The 16,136-nt window shown below is 44.9% G+C and carries 16 protein-coding genes; 9 read left to right on the top strand and 7 right to left on the bottom strand.

The features are described from left to right. Nucleotides 1–72: 72 nt before the first annotated feature. The 7 genes from G3W54_RS04800 to glyS all read left to right on the top strand — a co-directional run bounded on the left by G3W54_RS04800 (nt 73) and on the right by glyS (nt 6,923). A complete protein-coding gene (locus G3W54_RS04800) occupies nt 73–942 on the top strand; it encodes a S49 family peptidase (RefSeq protein WP_162651986.1) in 870 nt (289 codons plus the stop codon). Nucleotides 943–963: 21 nt separating this feature from the next. Beyond that, on the top strand, nt 964–1,155 hold the full coding sequence (locus G3W54_RS04795) for a hypothetical protein (RefSeq protein WP_162651985.1): 192 nt from the start codon (nt 964–966) through the stop codon (nt 1,153–1,155). 162 nt (nt 1,156–1,317) lie between these two features. After that, a complete protein-coding gene (locus G3W54_RS04790; RefSeq protein WP_162651984.1) occupies nt 1,318–2,712 on the top strand; it encodes a nucleobase:cation symporter-2 family protein in 1,395 nt (464 codons plus the stop codon). Between the two features lie 145 nt (nt 2,713–2,857). Beyond that, nucleotides 2,858–3,802, top strand: coding sequence for a glycine--tRNA ligase subunit alpha (locus tag G3W54_RS04785; protein ID WP_162651983.1), 945 nt, complete (start codon nt 2,858–2,860; stop codon nt 3,800–3,802). 88 nt (nt 3,803–3,890) lie between these two features. Next, nucleotides 3,891–4,262, top strand: a complete 372-nt coding sequence (locus tag G3W54_RS04780) for a VOC family protein (protein WP_162651982.1) — start codon at nt 3,891–3,893, stop codon at nt 4,260–4,262. 120 nt (nt 4,263–4,382) lie between these two features. After that, nucleotides 4,383–4,772 carry a VOC family protein gene (locus G3W54_RS04775; RefSeq protein ID WP_162651981.1) on the top strand — a complete coding sequence of 130 codons (390 nt, stop codon included), beginning with the start codon at nt 4,383–4,385 and terminating at the stop codon, nt 4,770–4,772. A gap of 36 nt (nt 4,773–4,808) precedes the next feature. Further along, complete coding sequence (gene glyS, locus G3W54_RS04770; protein WP_162651980.1) at nt 4,809–6,923, top strand: glycine--tRNA ligase subunit beta; 2,115 nt, start codon at nt 4,809–4,811, stop codon at nt 6,921–6,923. A 7-nt stretch (nt 6,924–6,930) separates the two neighbouring features. Here the strand turns inward: glyS and G3W54_RS04765 are convergent, their stop codons facing one another. Then, entirely contained in the window at nt 6,931–7,497 is a 567-nt protein-coding gene (locus G3W54_RS04765; RefSeq protein WP_162651979.1) for a hypothetical protein, read from the bottom strand. A 112-nt stretch (nt 7,498–7,609) separates the two neighbouring features. After that, the gene (gene purD, locus G3W54_RS04760; RefSeq protein ID WP_162651978.1) at nt 7,610–8,884 is read right to left on the bottom strand and encodes a phosphoribosylamine--glycine ligase; all 1,275 of its coding nucleotides are present in this window, start codon (nt 8,882–8,884) and stop codon (nt 7,610–7,612) included. A 159-nt stretch (nt 8,885–9,043) separates the two neighbouring features. Between purD and ubiA the strand changes: the two genes are divergently transcribed. Next, entirely contained in the window at nt 9,044–10,006 is a 963-nt protein-coding gene (gene ubiA, locus G3W54_RS04755) for a 4-hydroxybenzoate octaprenyltransferase (protein WP_162651977.1), read from the top strand. A 10-nt stretch (nt 10,007–10,016) separates the two neighbouring features. Further along, a complete protein-coding gene (locus G3W54_RS04750; RefSeq protein ID WP_162651976.1) occupies nt 10,017–10,916 on the top strand; it encodes a DMT family transporter in 900 nt (299 codons plus the stop codon). A gap of 46 nt (nt 10,917–10,962) precedes the next feature. On the opposite strand, the gene G3W54_RS04745 is transcribed toward G3W54_RS04750, so the two are convergent. The 5 genes from G3W54_RS04745 to G3W54_RS04725 all read right to left on the bottom strand — a co-directional run bounded on the left by G3W54_RS04745 (nt 10,963) and on the right by G3W54_RS04725 (nt 16,122). Further along, the gene (locus G3W54_RS04745; RefSeq protein WP_162651975.1) at nt 10,963–11,556 is read right to left on the bottom strand and encodes a DUF6101 family protein; all 594 of its coding nucleotides are present in this window, start codon (nt 11,554–11,556) and stop codon (nt 10,963–10,965) included. 205 nt (nt 11,557–11,761) lie between these two features. Next, a complete protein-coding gene (locus tag G3W54_RS04740; protein ID WP_162651974.1) occupies nt 11,762–13,174 on the bottom strand; it encodes an FAD-binding oxidoreductase in 1,413 nt (470 codons plus the stop codon). A gap of 13 nt (nt 13,175–13,187) precedes the next feature. Next, nucleotides 13,188–14,159 (bottom strand): L-threonylcarbamoyladenylate synthase, encoded by a 972-nt coding sequence (locus tag G3W54_RS04735; protein WP_162651973.1) that lies wholly within the window; start codon nt 14,157–14,159, stop codon nt 13,188–13,190. Continuing rightward, nucleotides 14,159–15,394, bottom strand: coding sequence for a class I SAM-dependent RNA methyltransferase (locus G3W54_RS04730; protein ID WP_162651972.1), 1,236 nt, complete (start codon nt 15,392–15,394; stop codon nt 14,159–14,161). The genes G3W54_RS04735 and G3W54_RS04730 overlap by 1 nt, the downstream gene beginning before the upstream one ends. Continuing rightward, nucleotides 15,391–16,122 (bottom strand): TlyA family RNA methyltransferase, encoded by a 732-nt coding sequence (locus tag G3W54_RS04725; RefSeq protein ID WP_162651971.1) that lies wholly within the window; start codon nt 16,120–16,122, stop codon nt 15,391–15,393. The genes G3W54_RS04730 and G3W54_RS04725 overlap by 4 nt, the downstream gene beginning before the upstream one ends. Nucleotides 16,123–16,136: the final 14 nt, after the last annotated feature.

Genomic DNA, 16,136 nt, shown 5'->3' with positions numbered 1-16,136 from the left:
GCAACAAGTGCATTGTTTTTGGTGTAAAAACACCTAAATGAGGTGCAAGATTTAAATTATGGAGCTTAAGGCATGCGCCGATTGAAAAAACTACTACCAAAAAAGTTTCGCAGCGAAAATGTAGAAATCCCTGTGGTTCGACTACACGGCGCAATTATGTCAGGTGGTAACCAATTCAGCCGGAACCTTAATCTGGCATCTGTTGCCACTCTTCTCGATAAAGCCTTTTCGGATAAAAAAGCACCTGCTGTTGCCTTTAGCATTAATTCGCCTGGTGGTTCGCCTGTTCAGTCGCGTATGATTTACAGCCGTATTCGCCAGTTGGCAGAAGAAAAAGACAAAAAAGTTTTGATGTTTGTTGAAGATGTAGCGGCATCCGGCGGCTACATGATTGCCTGTGCTGGTGACGAGATTTATGTCGACCCATCATCAATTGTCGGTTCCATTGGTGTTATCTCTGGTGGGTTTGGTTTTCCAGAACTTTTGAAAAAAATCGGTGTTGAAAGACGTGTTTATACCGCAGGCAAAAACAAATCGACGCTTGATCCTTTCCAGCCTGAAAAGAAAGCTGACATTGAACGATTAAAAAAATTACAGCTCGAAATTCACGATGTCTTTATCGACATGGTGAAAACCTCTCGTGGCGACAAGTTAGTGGATACAGTTGATCTATTTACGGGTGAGTTTTGGACTGGAATAGAAGGTAAAGAGCTAGGTCTTGTAGATGATATTGGTGATCTACGGTCCGTCTTGAAAGACAAGTTTGGTGAAAAAACGGAAATGAACCTCATCAGCGCGAAACGAGGCATTTTTGGTGGGCGCCCCACACCCGGAATTTCAGGTTTAACGAGTATGAATGGTGAGATGATTGCTGCCGGCTTGTCGCAAGGGTTCGCTACAACTGTGGAAGAGCGTGCACTGTGGGCGCAATACGGCCTGTAGAAATAGAAAAAGGGGAGGGTTATGAACGGAATTATACTACTTGGTGCTCTTAGTTTGATCGGATATTGGGGGTATAAAAACCTGACCAAAACAGCCGAAAAGGTCTCAAAACGTGTAAAAGAGGCCGAAAATGAGCGAAGAACGGGTGCTCAGGGTACACTTATTCAAGATCCTGAGACAGGCGAATATCGTGTGAAACGAGAAGATGAATAAGGTTTATTTTGATAATGCGTCATTTTGGCGCAATTTTCTGTGACTAATTGCAAATATTTCTTCCTACTTCCCAATATGTCTTGCTGGCCACAGGCTGAGTTCTAAACTGCAATTAGCTCAGCAGTGGGGTGCTGTTGGCAAAAAAAGCAGGGAACAGAAATCATGGCAGACAATTCAATAGGGACGGCTGAACAGCTTAAAGATCCCAATTATACGCCGCCGCTGGCAAAGGCGGTACCGCTTGGTATTCAACATGTGCTTGCGATGTTTGCAAGTAACGTAACGCCAGCAATAATCGTCGCAGGTGCAGCCGGTATTGGTTTTGGATCAGACCAAGGTGCGCTTGGTTTTCCAGATATGACATATATGATCCAGATGTCTATGTTGTTTGCAGGTGTTGCGACGCTTATTCAAACGATCGGCATGGGGCCTGTCGGCGCTAAGTTACCAATTGTTCAAGGCACGAGTTTTGCATTTCTACCGGTGATGATCCCAGCGGTGGTCGGCGCCGGTACTGCGGGGCTGGCTGGGTTATTTACCGGTGTGTTAATCGGCGGACTATTTCACTTTTGTATAGGTTTCTTTATCGGTCGCATTCGTTTTGCACTGCCGCCACTTGTAACAGGTCTTATTGTTTTGATGATTGGTTTGGCATTGATTAAAGTCGGTATTCAATACGCGGCCGGTGGCGTTCCGGCCATGGGTAAATTGGCCGCTGCAAAAGCCGCTGGTGGAGACATAAGCGGCATGACATTTGGTTCGCTTTCAATGTGGATCCCGGCTCTGGTTGTTATCATTGTCACACTAGCCTTGAAGTTTTTCACGAAAGGTATGACGGCAGTTGCCGCGGTTCTTGTCGGTATTATTGTTGGTTACATTGTCGCCTATATGATGGGTCAGGTGAGTTTCGGTAATGTTGGTAAAGCAGCAGCTTTTGGCCTTCCAAACCCATTTAAGTATGGATTTGAGATTAATTGGGCAATTATCATTGGCATGATTTTAATGTCATTTATTTCCGCAATAGAAACTGTTGGCGATGTTTCTGGTATCACAAAAGGTGGTGCAGGACGCGAGGCGACGGACAAGGAAATCCAAGGGGCAACATTTGCTGATGGTTTGGGGACCGCCGTCGCTGGTGTATTCGGTGGTTTGCCTAATACATCTTTCTCGCAAAATGTCGGTTTGATATCGATGACAGGAATTATGAGCCGTCATGTTGTGACTATCGGTGGAATTTTCCTTATTATCTGTGGTCTTTTGCCAATTGTTGGCGCGTCAATCAATACGATACCAATTAATGTTCTTGGTGGCGGTGTTATTGTTATGTTTGGTATGGTCGCCGCGGCGGGTTTAAACATGCTATCTGATGTTGTTTGGACACGTCGGAATATGGTGATCCTTGCTACGGCTCTATCCGTTGGTTTGGGTCTTCAATTGGTGCCGGACGCATTGATCCATATGCCTAAGACCATGCAAATACTGCTTACATCTGGTTTGTTACCTGCGGCAGTGATTGCAATTGTTCTTAATTTGGTCATTCCAGAAGACGCTGAGTAAACCTAAGAAATCTAAGTAAAAAGGCCGGGCCTGATCGCTTACATCACGTCCGGCCTTTTGCATTTCATCTTGACCGCAAGCCGTCTCCATGCGAATGAGCGACAACTAAATATTCACTAGCACTGAGCTTGCATTAAGATTGATTATGACAACACCATCTAAAGACCATATGGACCCGAAACGCTCTTTTCAGGGCCTGATTTTGACGCTTCATAATTATTGGGCAGATTATGGCTGTGTGATCTTGCAACCGTACGATATGGAAGTTGGCGCTGGAACATTCCACCCGGTAACAACGTTGCGTGCACTTGGTCCCAAACCTTGGAATGCCGCATACGTTCAACCATCGCGCCGCCCAACTGATGGGCGCTATGGCGAAAACCCAAACCGTTTGCAGCATTTTTACCAGTATCAGGTGATCTTAAAGCCAAACCCTTCCAACTTGCAGGAATTATATCTTGGCTCGCTTGAGGCTATTGGCCTTGACCCGCTGGTTCATGATGTGCGCTTTGTAGAAGATGATTGGGAAAGTCCGACACTTGGCGCTTGGGGTCTTGGTTGGGAGTGCTGGTGCGATGGTATGGAAGTCTCGCAATTCACGTATTTTCAGCAGGTCTGTGGTATTGAGTGCACGCCCGTTGCTGGCGAGTTGACTTATGGTATCGAGCGCTTAGCGATGTATGTTCAAGGCGTTGATAATGTTTATGATTTGAATTTCAATGGCCGTGAAGGTGATGACAAAGTTACCTATGGCGAGGTGTTCCTTCAAGCTGAACAAGAGTATTCGCGCTATAACTTTGAATATGCCAATACTGCCATGTTGCTAAGGCACTTTGAAGATGCTGAAGGCGAGTGCGAAGCACTTCTTAAGGCTGGCGATCCAGGTGAAACTGGCAATCTGCACAAATGCGTTATGCCAGCTTATGACCAATGCATCAAAGCATCGCACGTGTTTAATCTGCTCGATGCACGAGGCGTGATTTCAGTAACTGAACGTCAGAGTTATATACTGCGTGTACGCAACCTATCCCGCCAGTGTGGTGAAGCTTTCTTGCAGACCGATGCTGGTGGTGCATTGGTTAAAGCTTAAGTCAAAGATCGAAACGACTCATTTTTATTTGATTTGCGAAAATTCATAAGAACATTATCCTGTCTAGAAAGGATAATGGGAGTTCGTCATGAAGCTTGGAAATTTTTCAACCAGTCTTGTCGTCAAAGACATAAAGATATCTATTAAGTTTTATCAAAACATTGGTTTTGATATTTTCCACGATCAATCTCAACAGGGCTGGGCAATTATGAAAAACCAATCCTGTGTGATTGGGTTGTTTCAAGGTATGTTTGAGAAAAACATTCTTACGTTTAACCCCGGTTGGGATGCGGATGGGCAAGCGGTGCCTGATTACACCGATATTCGGGATATCCAGAAAGAGTTAAAATCCAAAGGCATCAAAATTGCTGAAGAAGTGGACGAAAACACATCTGGTCCAGCAAGTTTTGTCGTTGAGGATCCGGATGGTAATCCGATTATGTTTGATCAGCACGTATAGTAGCACTTATCCAATTTATAAATTTCATACCGAAAGAGGAGCTGTTTTGTTTTTGGGTGACATCTGATCGAACTCTTGTTAAATGCTGGCATAGGTAAAATAACCAGCGGCGAGAATGTAATGGCAAAAGCAAAGCTCATATCTCAGGCACCTGTCCTTATTGTTTCGGACTTTAAAAAAAGTGTTGCCTACTGGCAGGATAAAATTGGGTTTGACGCCCGTCTTTGGGGCGAACCCGCGGATTTCGCAATTTTGCGTCGCGATGCCTGTTTTCTCATGCTAAGCCAAAAGCCTGAAGATCGTAAAACAGAACCAAATTGGCAAATCGTGGAAAATATGTGGAACGCCTATTTCTGGGTGGATGATGCAAAATCACTCTATGAAGAACTAACTGCAAGCGGAGCGGAAATAGACTATCACTTGCATGAAAAGCCCTACGGTGTATTAGAGTTCGGGATCCAAGATCCAGATGGTCATGATATTGGCTTTGGCCAAGATTTAAATGCCTAAAGCACATAACACAAACAAGATTTCGAGTTAACTTAAATGCCTGATTTATTACTAGAACTTCGCTCTGAAGAAATTCCTGCTCGTATGCAGCGTAAAGCAGCTGGCGATTTAAAGAAACTCGTGACTGATGCGCTTGTTGATGCTGGCCTGACTTATGAAGCCGCACGTGAATATTGGACGCCTCGTCGTTTGACGCTTGATGTGCGCGGTGTAACGGCAAAGTCTGCGGATATTCGCGAAGAACGCAAAGGCCCACGTGTCGATGCCCCTGAAAAAGCTATCGAAGGATTCCTGCGTGGAGCGGGACTGTCGTCTGTTGAGGATGCGCAGATTCAATCAGATCCTAAGAAAGGCGAATTTTATGTCGCTGTGATTGAAAAGCCAGGACGTAAAGCAGAAGATATTATTGCTGATGTTATGCCTGCAATTATTAAAAATTTTCCTTGGCCGAAATCTATGCGTTGGGGTGAAGCTTCCAACCGTGCTGGCGCGCTAAAATGGGTTCGCCCTTTGCAGAGTATCATATGTACATTTGGTCCAGAAACAGAAGAGCCGGAAGTTATTGAATTTGAAATCAGCGGTATCAAATCAAGCAATATCACCTTCGGTCACCGTTTCCATGTGCCAGAAGCGATCAAAGTCAGACGTTTTGACGATTATGTATCTGCTTTGGAAAAAGCCAAAGTGATTTTGGATGCTGATCGTCGCAAGGAAATCATCAAATCCGATGCGCAAAATCTTGCTTTTGCATCTGGCTTTGAGCTTGTCGAAGATGAGGGTCTGCTAGATGAAGTTTCAGGACTTGTGGAATGGCCCGTTGTCTTGATGGGTGAATTTGAAGAAGAATTTTTGGCAATTCCCGATGAAGTCATCCGCCTGACAATTAAAACAAACCAGAAGTGCTTTGTATTGCGTGGCAAAGATGGTGCGCTTGCAAACCGCTTTATTCTGATATCAAACATCGAAGCGGCAGATGGAGGCAAAGAAATTGCCTATGGCAATGGAAAAGTTGTTCGCGCCAGATTATCAGATGCGCTTTATTTCTGGCAGACGGATCAGAAGGATTTGCCTGATTTAACAGAGATTGCAAAATCTGCTGATAAATTTGATCTTGATATGAAAAAGCCGCTCGATCAGCGCATGGCGCGTTTGGATTGGTTAAACGTGACGTTCCACGCCAAAATTGGTTCTCAAGGTGCACGCGTTGAACGTATTGCAGCACTGGCTGAACAACTTGCAAATATAACTGGAGCGGATGTTATTGAAGTTAAGCGCGCTGCATATTTGGCAAAGGCTGATTTGCAGACTGAGGCTGTATTTGAGTTCACCGAACTTCAAGGCCTTATGGGCCGTCGTTATGCTGAATTACAAGGCGAGACACCATCTGTCGCTGCTGCCATTGAAGAGCACTACAAGCCACAAGGCCCATCAGATGCAGTGCCAACGAACCCTGTCGCTGTTACGATTGCGTTGGCTGATAAACTCGATACGCTTGTCGGATTTTGGGCAATTGATGAAAAGCCAACGGGATCAAAGGACCCTTATGCGCTTCGACGCGCAGTGCTTGGCGTCATCCGTATAATTCTTGAAAATCACCTTCGTGTTGATTTACGTAGTTTTATAAAAACAACACCGGATTTACTCTCGTTTTTCCATGATCGTTTAAAAATTTATCTTCGCGACAAAGGTGCTCGACACGATCTAATTGATGCAGTTCTGACGGATAATTCTGGTGATTTGGTTTCTTTAACCAACAGGCTTGTTGCGCTTGCAGACTTGGTAGAAAGTGATGCAGGTAAAGACTTACTTGCAGGTTATCGCCGCGCGACAAATATACTAGCTGCCGAAGAGAAAAAGGGCATGGTGATTTCCGATGCTATTGATGAAAAACTCTTTGAGGGTGATGCGGAAGCAAACCTTAACAGCGCGGTGATTGCTGCACAAAGAACCTCATCTTTGGCACTCAACAAGGAAGATTATGCGGCGGCAATGACAGCGCTTGGTGCGCTAAGAGCGCCAATTGATGATTTCTTTGACAATGTTTTGGTGAATGTCGATGATGAAACCATTCGCAAAAACCGTCTCGCATTGCTTGCACAGATTAGAAATAGTATTTTGCTTGTTGCGGATTTTTCAAAGATATCAGGCTAGCTCGAAGTTAATTTAATCGAAGCTCAAGAGTAGTTGCATCAAATTCGGTTGATTTTTGTGGTACAATTTCTTTTGTCTCATCTACAGATGCCATAACGGGGTCTGTATCCGTCGTGTTTAAGACGGCTAAACCTTCGGAGCTGTCTTGTTCAGAGTTAGCTCTTCTAGGTCCAATAATATTAGTATCCAGCATTTTTTGATCCCCGATGGAGGCAACTGCTTCTGTATCAAGTGGTGTTGGCAAAGGCGTTATATCAAGAGGGCCCTCAACCAACGCAGAAAAACGCTTGTCATTTGGATTGGACGGCATGTGAATATAAGAAACAGGGCTGCCACCAAGCCAATTTTCGGTGCGATAAATTTTTAGGTTTTCGCCAACTTTTCGAACATCCAAAATTTGAGAACCTTGCTCCAGCACGACTTCCTCAACTTCAACCTCTGGTTCGCACTTCGGGCATCCAAATATGATCATGCTCCCTTTATTGGTCTCAAGCAAAGGTTTCTTCTCGTCTGCGTGTGAGTATGACGCTATTGAAGCGAGTAAAACTAAACTGATAGCAAGTTGCCTGATCATGATAAAATCCACCGAAAACAAAATTGTTCTCAGTGATAATATCAGAGCGAAGTTAGAGCTTGGTGAGCAGACGTGGTAAATTAATACTTAATCATGTTGGCAAAATGCGACCTTACTTCTGCAAACGTTCAATGGCGCGCCAGCCTATATCTCTACGATAAAAACCTTCAGGCCAATCAATCAAGGACACTGCGTTATAAGCCTTTTCATGTGCTTCGAGAATATTATTACCGGTGGCTGTGATGTTTAAAACACGTCCGCCATTTGCGATAAGCTTTCCCTCTTTTATGGCTGTACCAGCATGGAAAATCTTAACGTCTGGATCGTTTATTTTTTCAAGCCCAGTAATTACAGAACCCTTTTTGGGAGACGCTGGATAACCATCTGCCGCCATAACGACCGTTAGCGCAACACGATCATCCCATGATGCTTTTTTACCCGCAAGCGTGCCATCGGCTGTGGCTTTTAGAAGTGGTAATAGATCGCTCTGTAAGCGCAGCATTAGGAGTTGGCATTCTGGATCACCGAAACGAACGTTATATTCGATAAGTTCAGGGCCCTTTTGAGTTATCATAAGGCCCGCAAAAAACACGCCCTTAAAAGGATAGCCATCTTTTGCCATACCGTCGATGGTAGGTTGAATAATTTCATCCATTGTACGCTGGATCATCTCATCGGTCATAATAGGGGCAGGAGAATAGGCACCCATTCCGCCAGTATTAGGACCTGTGTCACCTTCGCCAACACGTTTATGATCTTGTGCATCAATGAGGGGCAGCGCATTCTTGCCGTCACATAAAACAAAAAAACTTGCCTCTTCGCCGTCGAGATATTCTTCGACAACGACTTCCGCACCAGCTTGGCCAAAGGCTCCTTCAAAGCAATCGTCGATGGCGGCAAGTGCTTCATCCATTTCCATTGCAACCGTCACACCTTTGCCCGCAGCCAAGCCATCCGCTTTGATCACAATCGGAGCGCCTTGTTTCGTTGCATAGGCTTTGGCAGAGGTAGCATCATTAAAGCGTTCATATGCACCCGTTGGAATTGCATATTTCTTGCAAAGGTCTTTGGTAAAACCTTTTGAACCTTCAAGTTGGGAGGCCGCCTTACTGGAGCCAAAAACGCTGATGCCAGCGGCATCCAGTGGATCGGTAATACCGTCTACTAACGGGCCTTCTGGCCCAATTACAACAAGGTTGATATCTTGTAACTTGCAAAAGGCAACGACTGACTGGTGATCGCTAACATCTAGTGCAACAGCTTCACCATGTTCGTTCATGCCCGGATTTCCGGGAGACACAAATAACTTGGTCAAAAGAGGTGATTGGGCAATCTTCCAAGCAAGTGCATGTTCGCGTCCGCCAGAGCCGATGAGGAGTACATTCATAGCCAAGATCCCAGTATTGTGTTGATGTTGCTCTTGCCTAGAGTTTGCGAAGCTTTCGGTCAAGAGCGCGTTAAAATTACCCACTGACCATTGATGAAAAGATATGATAGATGTGGGTAATCACGCGGTTGAATTATTTAGAAAAGATGGCCTCAAACTATGAATGATGAAGCTCTTGCAAGTGGCAAAGTTGCCGATGCCCCATCTGATAACTGGGTCTATAAACTATTACCCCAAAAAGCATGGCCCTATGCGCAGTTAGCGCGATGGGACCGCCCAATAGGGTGGCAACTATTATTGTGGCCTTGCTTATGGTCCGCTACGCTCGCAGCAAGCGTTTTGGTAAAATCTAATCCAGATTTTCATCTACTCATTCAGGCACTTGTCTTCCATTGTTTACTCTTTACCGTTGGCGCGATTGCCATGCGTGGTGCTGGCTGTACATTTAATGATTTGGTTGATCATAAGCTTGATGCGAAGGTTGAACGCACTCGCTCTCGGCCATTACCCGCTGGCCGCATAAGCCGTAAACAGACGAGATTATTTATATTTGCGCAAGTCATAGTTGGTGCGTTGGTTGTTTTACAGTTCAATTGGTTTACAATTTTTCTGTCTATCGCTTCGCTTGTAATTGTAGCGATTTACCCTTTTGCAAAACGCTTTACCGACTGGCCCCAGTTCGTCTTAGGTCTTGCATTTTCATGGGGTGCCCTTGTTGGTTGGGCCGCTGTTTTTGAAGAAGTGAGTTGGACTTCTATTAGTCTTTATATTGCCGCAGTTTGTTGGACTGTTGGCTATGATACGATCTATGCACATCAGGATAGAGATGACGATGCTCTTATTGGAGTGCGTTCCACCGCAAGGTTGTTTGGTGATAAAACTAAATCATGGCTCATGGTATTATATGGGCTAACGCTTTTGTTTCTTACTCTGTCATTTATGTCCGCAGGTGTGGGGCTAGTGGTTTATTTTGGTTTGCTTGTGGCTTCTATTTTATTTATTTGGCAAATTAGAGTGTTGGATATTGATGATGGAGATCAGTGCCTTGCATTGTTTAAATCCAATAGCAAAATTGGACTGGCAATTTTTTTAAGCCTGCTCGCAGGTTTATTTTTATCGTGAGCATTCTGTAATGAAATTAGGCATCTTATTCGTCGCTACATCCGCAACGCTTGCAGGTACATTGGGCACATTTGGCACCGTTTTGTTCGATGCAGGTTTTTCTGGTTTTCAAGTTGCTTCTATTCGTATGCTAATTACATGTGTCGTCCTTTTGGCAGTCTATCCCATTGTTTTTCGTGGTTGCTTTGCACTTATGAGAGATAATTGGAAACTATTGCTACCTCATTCAATCGCTGTTGTATTTGGTTTCAGTATGCTGTTTTTTATTGCAACAGAATATCTAGGCGTGACGCTCGCGGTAGCACTTCTATATACTGCGCCCATTTGGGTGATGATTCTGGCCAGTTTTTTTCTCGGTGAGATATCCGGTCTTGTTAAATGGGCACTGGTTTTTTGTTCTGTTGCAGGTGTCGCATTTGTTCTGAACACCCAAGGACAAGAGATAAAACTCTCGCTTCTCGGCCTTTGCTTTGGTTTCGGATCTGCCATTGGGTACGCAATTTTTGCAGTTTTGGGTAAGATCGCTTTACGGACAATAAGCGCGAAAAATCTTTTGTTTTCAGCGCTTACCTTTGCAATACCCTTGCTTTTGCTTTTCCCATCCACATGGCAAGGCTTGGAACAATTATCTCAATCAAGAGATTTAAATGTTTGGGGCTCATTCGTTGCGGTTAGTTTGCTTGGCACACTTCTGATGAATGTTCTTTATATGAATGGTCTGACCAGAATTAATGCATCGACTGCGACAGTCATTACAACCATAGAGCCTCTGGTTGCAACCTTCTTAGCTGTTTTCATCGTCCAAGAAATACTAGCGCCCTCACAATATTTTGGTGTCCTGCTTATTATTGTCAGCGCGACACTTATTGGAATATTAGATGGGCGCATAAAAAAAGAGAGCAAGAATTAATCTTTGCTCTCTTTTATGGCTTTATGTATCGGGAGGTTGATACACTTTAAGCGCGTGCGATGATCTCTCTACCTGAAATCTGCATGCGACAACCCAGATCTCCTGTTTTGCGACGAAGAAGAAAACGTGGGCGGCGTTTTGCTGATGATGTATTTCTACGGCGCTCATTTGTTGTATGAGTTGCCTTGGCACGTTCTTCGGGAGCTGCATTTGTGCGAGCCATATCTTCATCAAGAGGGCGAGCAACACCATCGGCCTCGACCAAAAGCATCGGTATATTGTAAGCTTCTGACCAGGCGCGCCAGTCATCAGCTATGTTATATAATTCAGTATCAACAAGAAGGGGAATGCAAAGGTCCACATCATCATGGTGAAGTTCAAGCGTAACGGTAGATTGGCCAGTACCATCATCAATTGCGCGAGCGGCAATACCTCTAAACTGTGTTGTTGGAAGTGCGACAGAGATAGGCAGATCTGACTTTTCTAATACTCTATCTATCACAGCACCACGTTCACTTAATGTAACGTGGATGTCTTTCTTCGAGCCAGCCGATTTAAAGCTGAAACGGTGCGGGAATTGTCCCGGCAAAATTCTAAAATCAAAACTAGCCCATTCGGGCTTTCTTATAGTCGTCGCCATTATATTCGCCTCTTAAACTCTTGAGCGCCCGTTTTCGGATCTTCTCATTAACTGGAGCTTTTGCTCTCTCGTTGATATGCAATTTACATGAGAGCAGTTCGAGACCACTTAAATTTCAAGGTTAAGAAATTCTGAGTTTCCAAGATGGTTATCAAAAGTAAACCAAGGGCTTAGACTTTTATTTACTTTATAAAGCAGGACTATGTTAACGCTGCAAAACCTTGTTCGGATTCATAATGCCGTTGGGGTCAAAAGTGTGCTTAATACCCTGCATTAGCTCGATTTCGATAGGGTCTCGGATTGCCGCAAGTTCATCTCTTTTGAGTTGCCCAATGCCGTGTTCGGCTGAAATCGAACCGTTCATTTGCAAAACTATGTCGTGAACGATCTTATTCATGGGCACCCAGTGCGATAAAAAATCTTGTTTGTCCGCGTTAACAGGCTGAGAAATATTATAGTGAATGTTACCGTCTCCCATGTGGCCAAAGGCACAAATTCGGATTCCTGACATATATTTAGAGACTGCATCGGAGGCTGTTTCTAAAAAATCAGGAACCTTTGCAATCGGAACTGAAACATCATGTTTGATTGAGCCACCTTCTGGCTTCTGAGCCTCCGACATAGACTCGCGCATATTCCAAAAAGCTTGTTTTTGGCCCTCGCTTTCCGCCATTGCACCGTCTTTAGCAAAGCCTTTCTCATAGCCCTCCATAAAAAAAGCTTCTGCAAGATCACGTGCAGCTTTTTCTGATTGGCCGGATGATATCTCAACCAGCACATACCAAGGGTGAGGATCGCTAAGTGGATCTCGGCAACCATCTATATGTTTGATGGTAATTTCAACACCAAAACGCGGCATAAGTTCAAAGCCCGTCAGTGATGGACCGCAAAGCCTACGCGCAATATTAAACAATTCCAGTGCTGCTGATGGACTATCAAGACCCACATACATAACCTCGCGGCCAATAGGTTGCGGAACAAGTTTTAAAACGGCGGCCGTGATAATGCCTAATGTGCCTTCGGCCCCAATAAAAAGATCACGCAGATCATAGCCGGTGTTGTCCTTCTTAAGACGCCTTAGCCCATTCCAAATTTCCCCATTGGGTAGAACAACTTCCAGCCCCATGCACAATTCACGAGAATTACCGTAGGCTAATACGCCTGTGCCACCCGCATTGGAGGAAAGATTGCCCCCGATTTGACATGTGCCTTCTGAGCCAAGCGAAAGTGGGAAAAGAAGATCGTGTTCTTCTGCTGCAGCTTGTGCGTTGGCAAGAATAGTTCCCGCTTCAACTACCATGACACTGCCTAAAACATCAACTTCGCGGATTTTATTCATGCGGGAAAGTGAGATGATTATGTCGCCATCAGGAACTTGCCCACCGACAAGGCCAGTATTGCCACCTTGCGGAACGACGGAAATTTTGTGTTCGTTTGCAAGCTTCACTATCGCGCTAACCTCAACTGTTGAGCCGGGCTTGAGTAAAAGCGGCGAATTGCCATGATATAGACCGCGGTTCTCAACCAGGTGTGGTGCGATATCATCCTGATTGGTTACAGCATTATTTACACCAACAATATCGCGAAATTGTTCGATCAGTTCAGATGAAAGTTCCATTAGCTTTGGTTTTCTAATCTCGTGGTGCCGCAGCACGTTTTAAACGGTCATTGATGGCTTCGCCCAATCCATCATTCGGGATTGGGGCAACAGCTATCATATCCGCCTCGACTTTATCAGCCATGATCATCATATCAAACAGATTGTGTGCTGCTTCTTTTAAATTGCCCGAGGTGCTGAGGTTGAATTGCGCACGCGCAACATCAGCATCTATGATTTTCACATCACCAAATGTAATGAGCACGTCTTCGGGCGATACCGCGTTCACGTTCAATCGCACCTTAGCATTCGGAGCATAATGTGATTTGAGCATTCCGGGAGCCTCTATGTCTACATTCTCGTCTAAGCGCATCAGGGGTTTACCGACGACATTTTCTATATCGGTTGCAGAAATACCCCCCGGACGCAAAAGATATACATCATCCCCCATAACTTTGATAATTGTGGATTCAACACCAAGTTCGCATGCCCCTTGATCGAGGATAAGTTCTATTTTTTGTCCCAGATCATCCTGCACGTGCTGTGCAGTTGTTGGGCTTATTTTGCCGGAGGAATTTGCGCTCGGCGCTGCCAATGGTTTTCCAAATTTAGCGATCAGTTTTGATGCAGAACCTTTGGGAATACGAATGCCAACAGTATCAAGACCAGCTGTTGCAAGTTTGTGAATGCCGCTGTCTGCTTTAAGGGTTAATATGATAGTGAGCGCACCCGGCCAGAAAGTTTTGGCCAACTTAAGCGAAAGAGCATCAAATTCGGCATATCTATTCGCCATGATAAGATCCGACATATGGCAGATGAGTGGGTTGAATTGTGGTCGACCCTTGGTTTCATATATCGACGTGATGGCCTCAGGGTTTGTTGCATCTGCCGCAAGCCCGTAGACGGTTTCAGTGGGCATGGCAATTGGCTTGCCACGTTGCAGGAGCTCAATAGCTTTTTGCAGTGCGCTGTTTTTATTATCAGTTAGCGATAGAATGCGTGCCATTATTTGCGCTCTAACAATGCCACGACCTCCACATGCGCGGAGAATAGAAATTGGTCAATTGCAGTAATTGATTTGATTTTAAAGCCCCCGCCTGTCAAGATTGTCAGGTCGCGTGCCAGCGTAATAGGATTGCATGATACTGCTGCGATCTTCTTCACAACCGAACGCGCGAGTTGTTTGGCCTGTGTTTCGGCACCAGCGCGCGGTGGATCAAATACAACACCTTGGAAGTGCTTCAATTCATCTCGCATGAGCGGGCGGCGGGCTAGATCACGTCGTTCGGTTGTGATTTGTTTTAGGCCTTGTTGAATTCGAAATGCATTGTCAATTGTATTAAGCGCGGCTCCGCTCATCTCAACTGCATGCACTTGGCTCTTTTTCGCCAATGGAAAAGTAAATGTGCCGCAGCCAGAAAACAGATCAGCGACCTTTTTCGAGCTTTTAAGATGTTTGCTTACGATATCCACCATCAACAATTCGGCGCGTTTGCTGGCTTGCAAAAATGAACCGGATGGAGGGTATACCGTAATATCGCCGAAACTTGTGGTGAGTGCTTCGGTTTCAACTAAAGTTTGATCATTGAAGGCAAGTCTTTTGATTACCCTACCTGCAACTACCTTCTTGATGATTGCTTGAATCTCACTCTCGCCAATTTTGGATTCCGCCGAGATCGCAATATCTAGACCGTTATCCAATGCGGTGATTGTTAAATGTGCAGGTTTTGAATGAAGCGTAACTATTCTTGCAACATCATTAATATGGGATAGGTGGTCGACAATTCTTCTTGTGGCAACGGGACATTCTTCAATCGCGATAAGCTGATTGCTTGCGGCCTTGTGATATCCCAGCTCTGTACCTTTATTTGTCTTATTAGCTGTCAGAGTAACACGTCGTCGTTCACCCACCTGGCAATCGCTTATCATTTCAATTGGTGTGTCGACGTCAGCTTTTTGGAGTGCATCCTTTACAATGCTTAACTTCCAGTCTGAGTAAGTTTCTGCATTCATATGTTGGGTTGCGCATCCACCACATTCGCCAAAATGCTTGCAGATAGGAGTTACACGTGATGGACTTGCATCCAGTATTTGCAATACGTCGCCGCGAGAATTTGAAACATTTGCCGATACATGTTCCCCTTTAAGTGTAAATGGGATGTAGATTGGACCTTGATCATTTTGCGCAATTCCGTCACCACGAACGCCCACGTGATCAATTGTAAGTTCTACTGTAGTCAAATTTTGACGCCCCCGATAAGAAACTCTCTATTACCATCTCCACCTAAAATGGGAGACGGGATAACGTCTAATGCAGACCAATTGGGCTGCGCGTCAAGCCACAGACGTAAATCTTCTGCTATTTTCTCCGCCAAGGTGGGGTCTTTTAGAAGTCCACCCTTTCCAATTGCATCTTTTCCAGCCTCAAATTGTGGTTTGATGAGCAAAATTGCAACGGCTCCACTCTTGGCTAGAGATAGGGCAGGCGGCAGTGCCAGTTTTAAAGATATAAAACTCACGTCGCTGACCACAATATCTATCTGATGCCCAGTAAGGTGTTCAATACCAAGTTCACGCGCGTTGAGCCCATCATATTGTGTAATAGACGGGTGATTAACTAATGATGCGTGCAGTTGGTTATGTCCGACATCGACAGCAATGACGTGTTTTGCATCTTGTTCCAGAAGCACTTGCGTAAAGCCACCTGTAGATGCCCCGATATCAATCGCTGTTTTGTCTGCAACGTCAAAGCCATAATATTCAAGGCCAGCTTTTAGTTTAAGCGCTGCTCGGGATACATATGTGCTTGCGGGATCATCAACATTGATATCGGCATCGTTGCCAACTTTCTGTCCTGCTTTTTTTGCCATATTTCCGTTTATGGACACTGCACCGCGAGAAATAGCATCGCTTGCCCGTGCGCGCGTTTGATAATAACCGAGTTCGACAAGTCTTTGATCAAGTCGCATGACGCTTCCTCTTA

Source organism: Lentilitoribacter sp. Alg239-R112 (assembly GCF_900537175.1).
Lineage (GTDB): Bacteria > Pseudomonadota > Alphaproteobacteria > Rhizobiales > Rhizobiaceae > Lentilitoribacter.
Note: the sequence above shows the minus strand (reverse complement) of the source record. Positions and strands in the feature narration are given on the sequence as shown.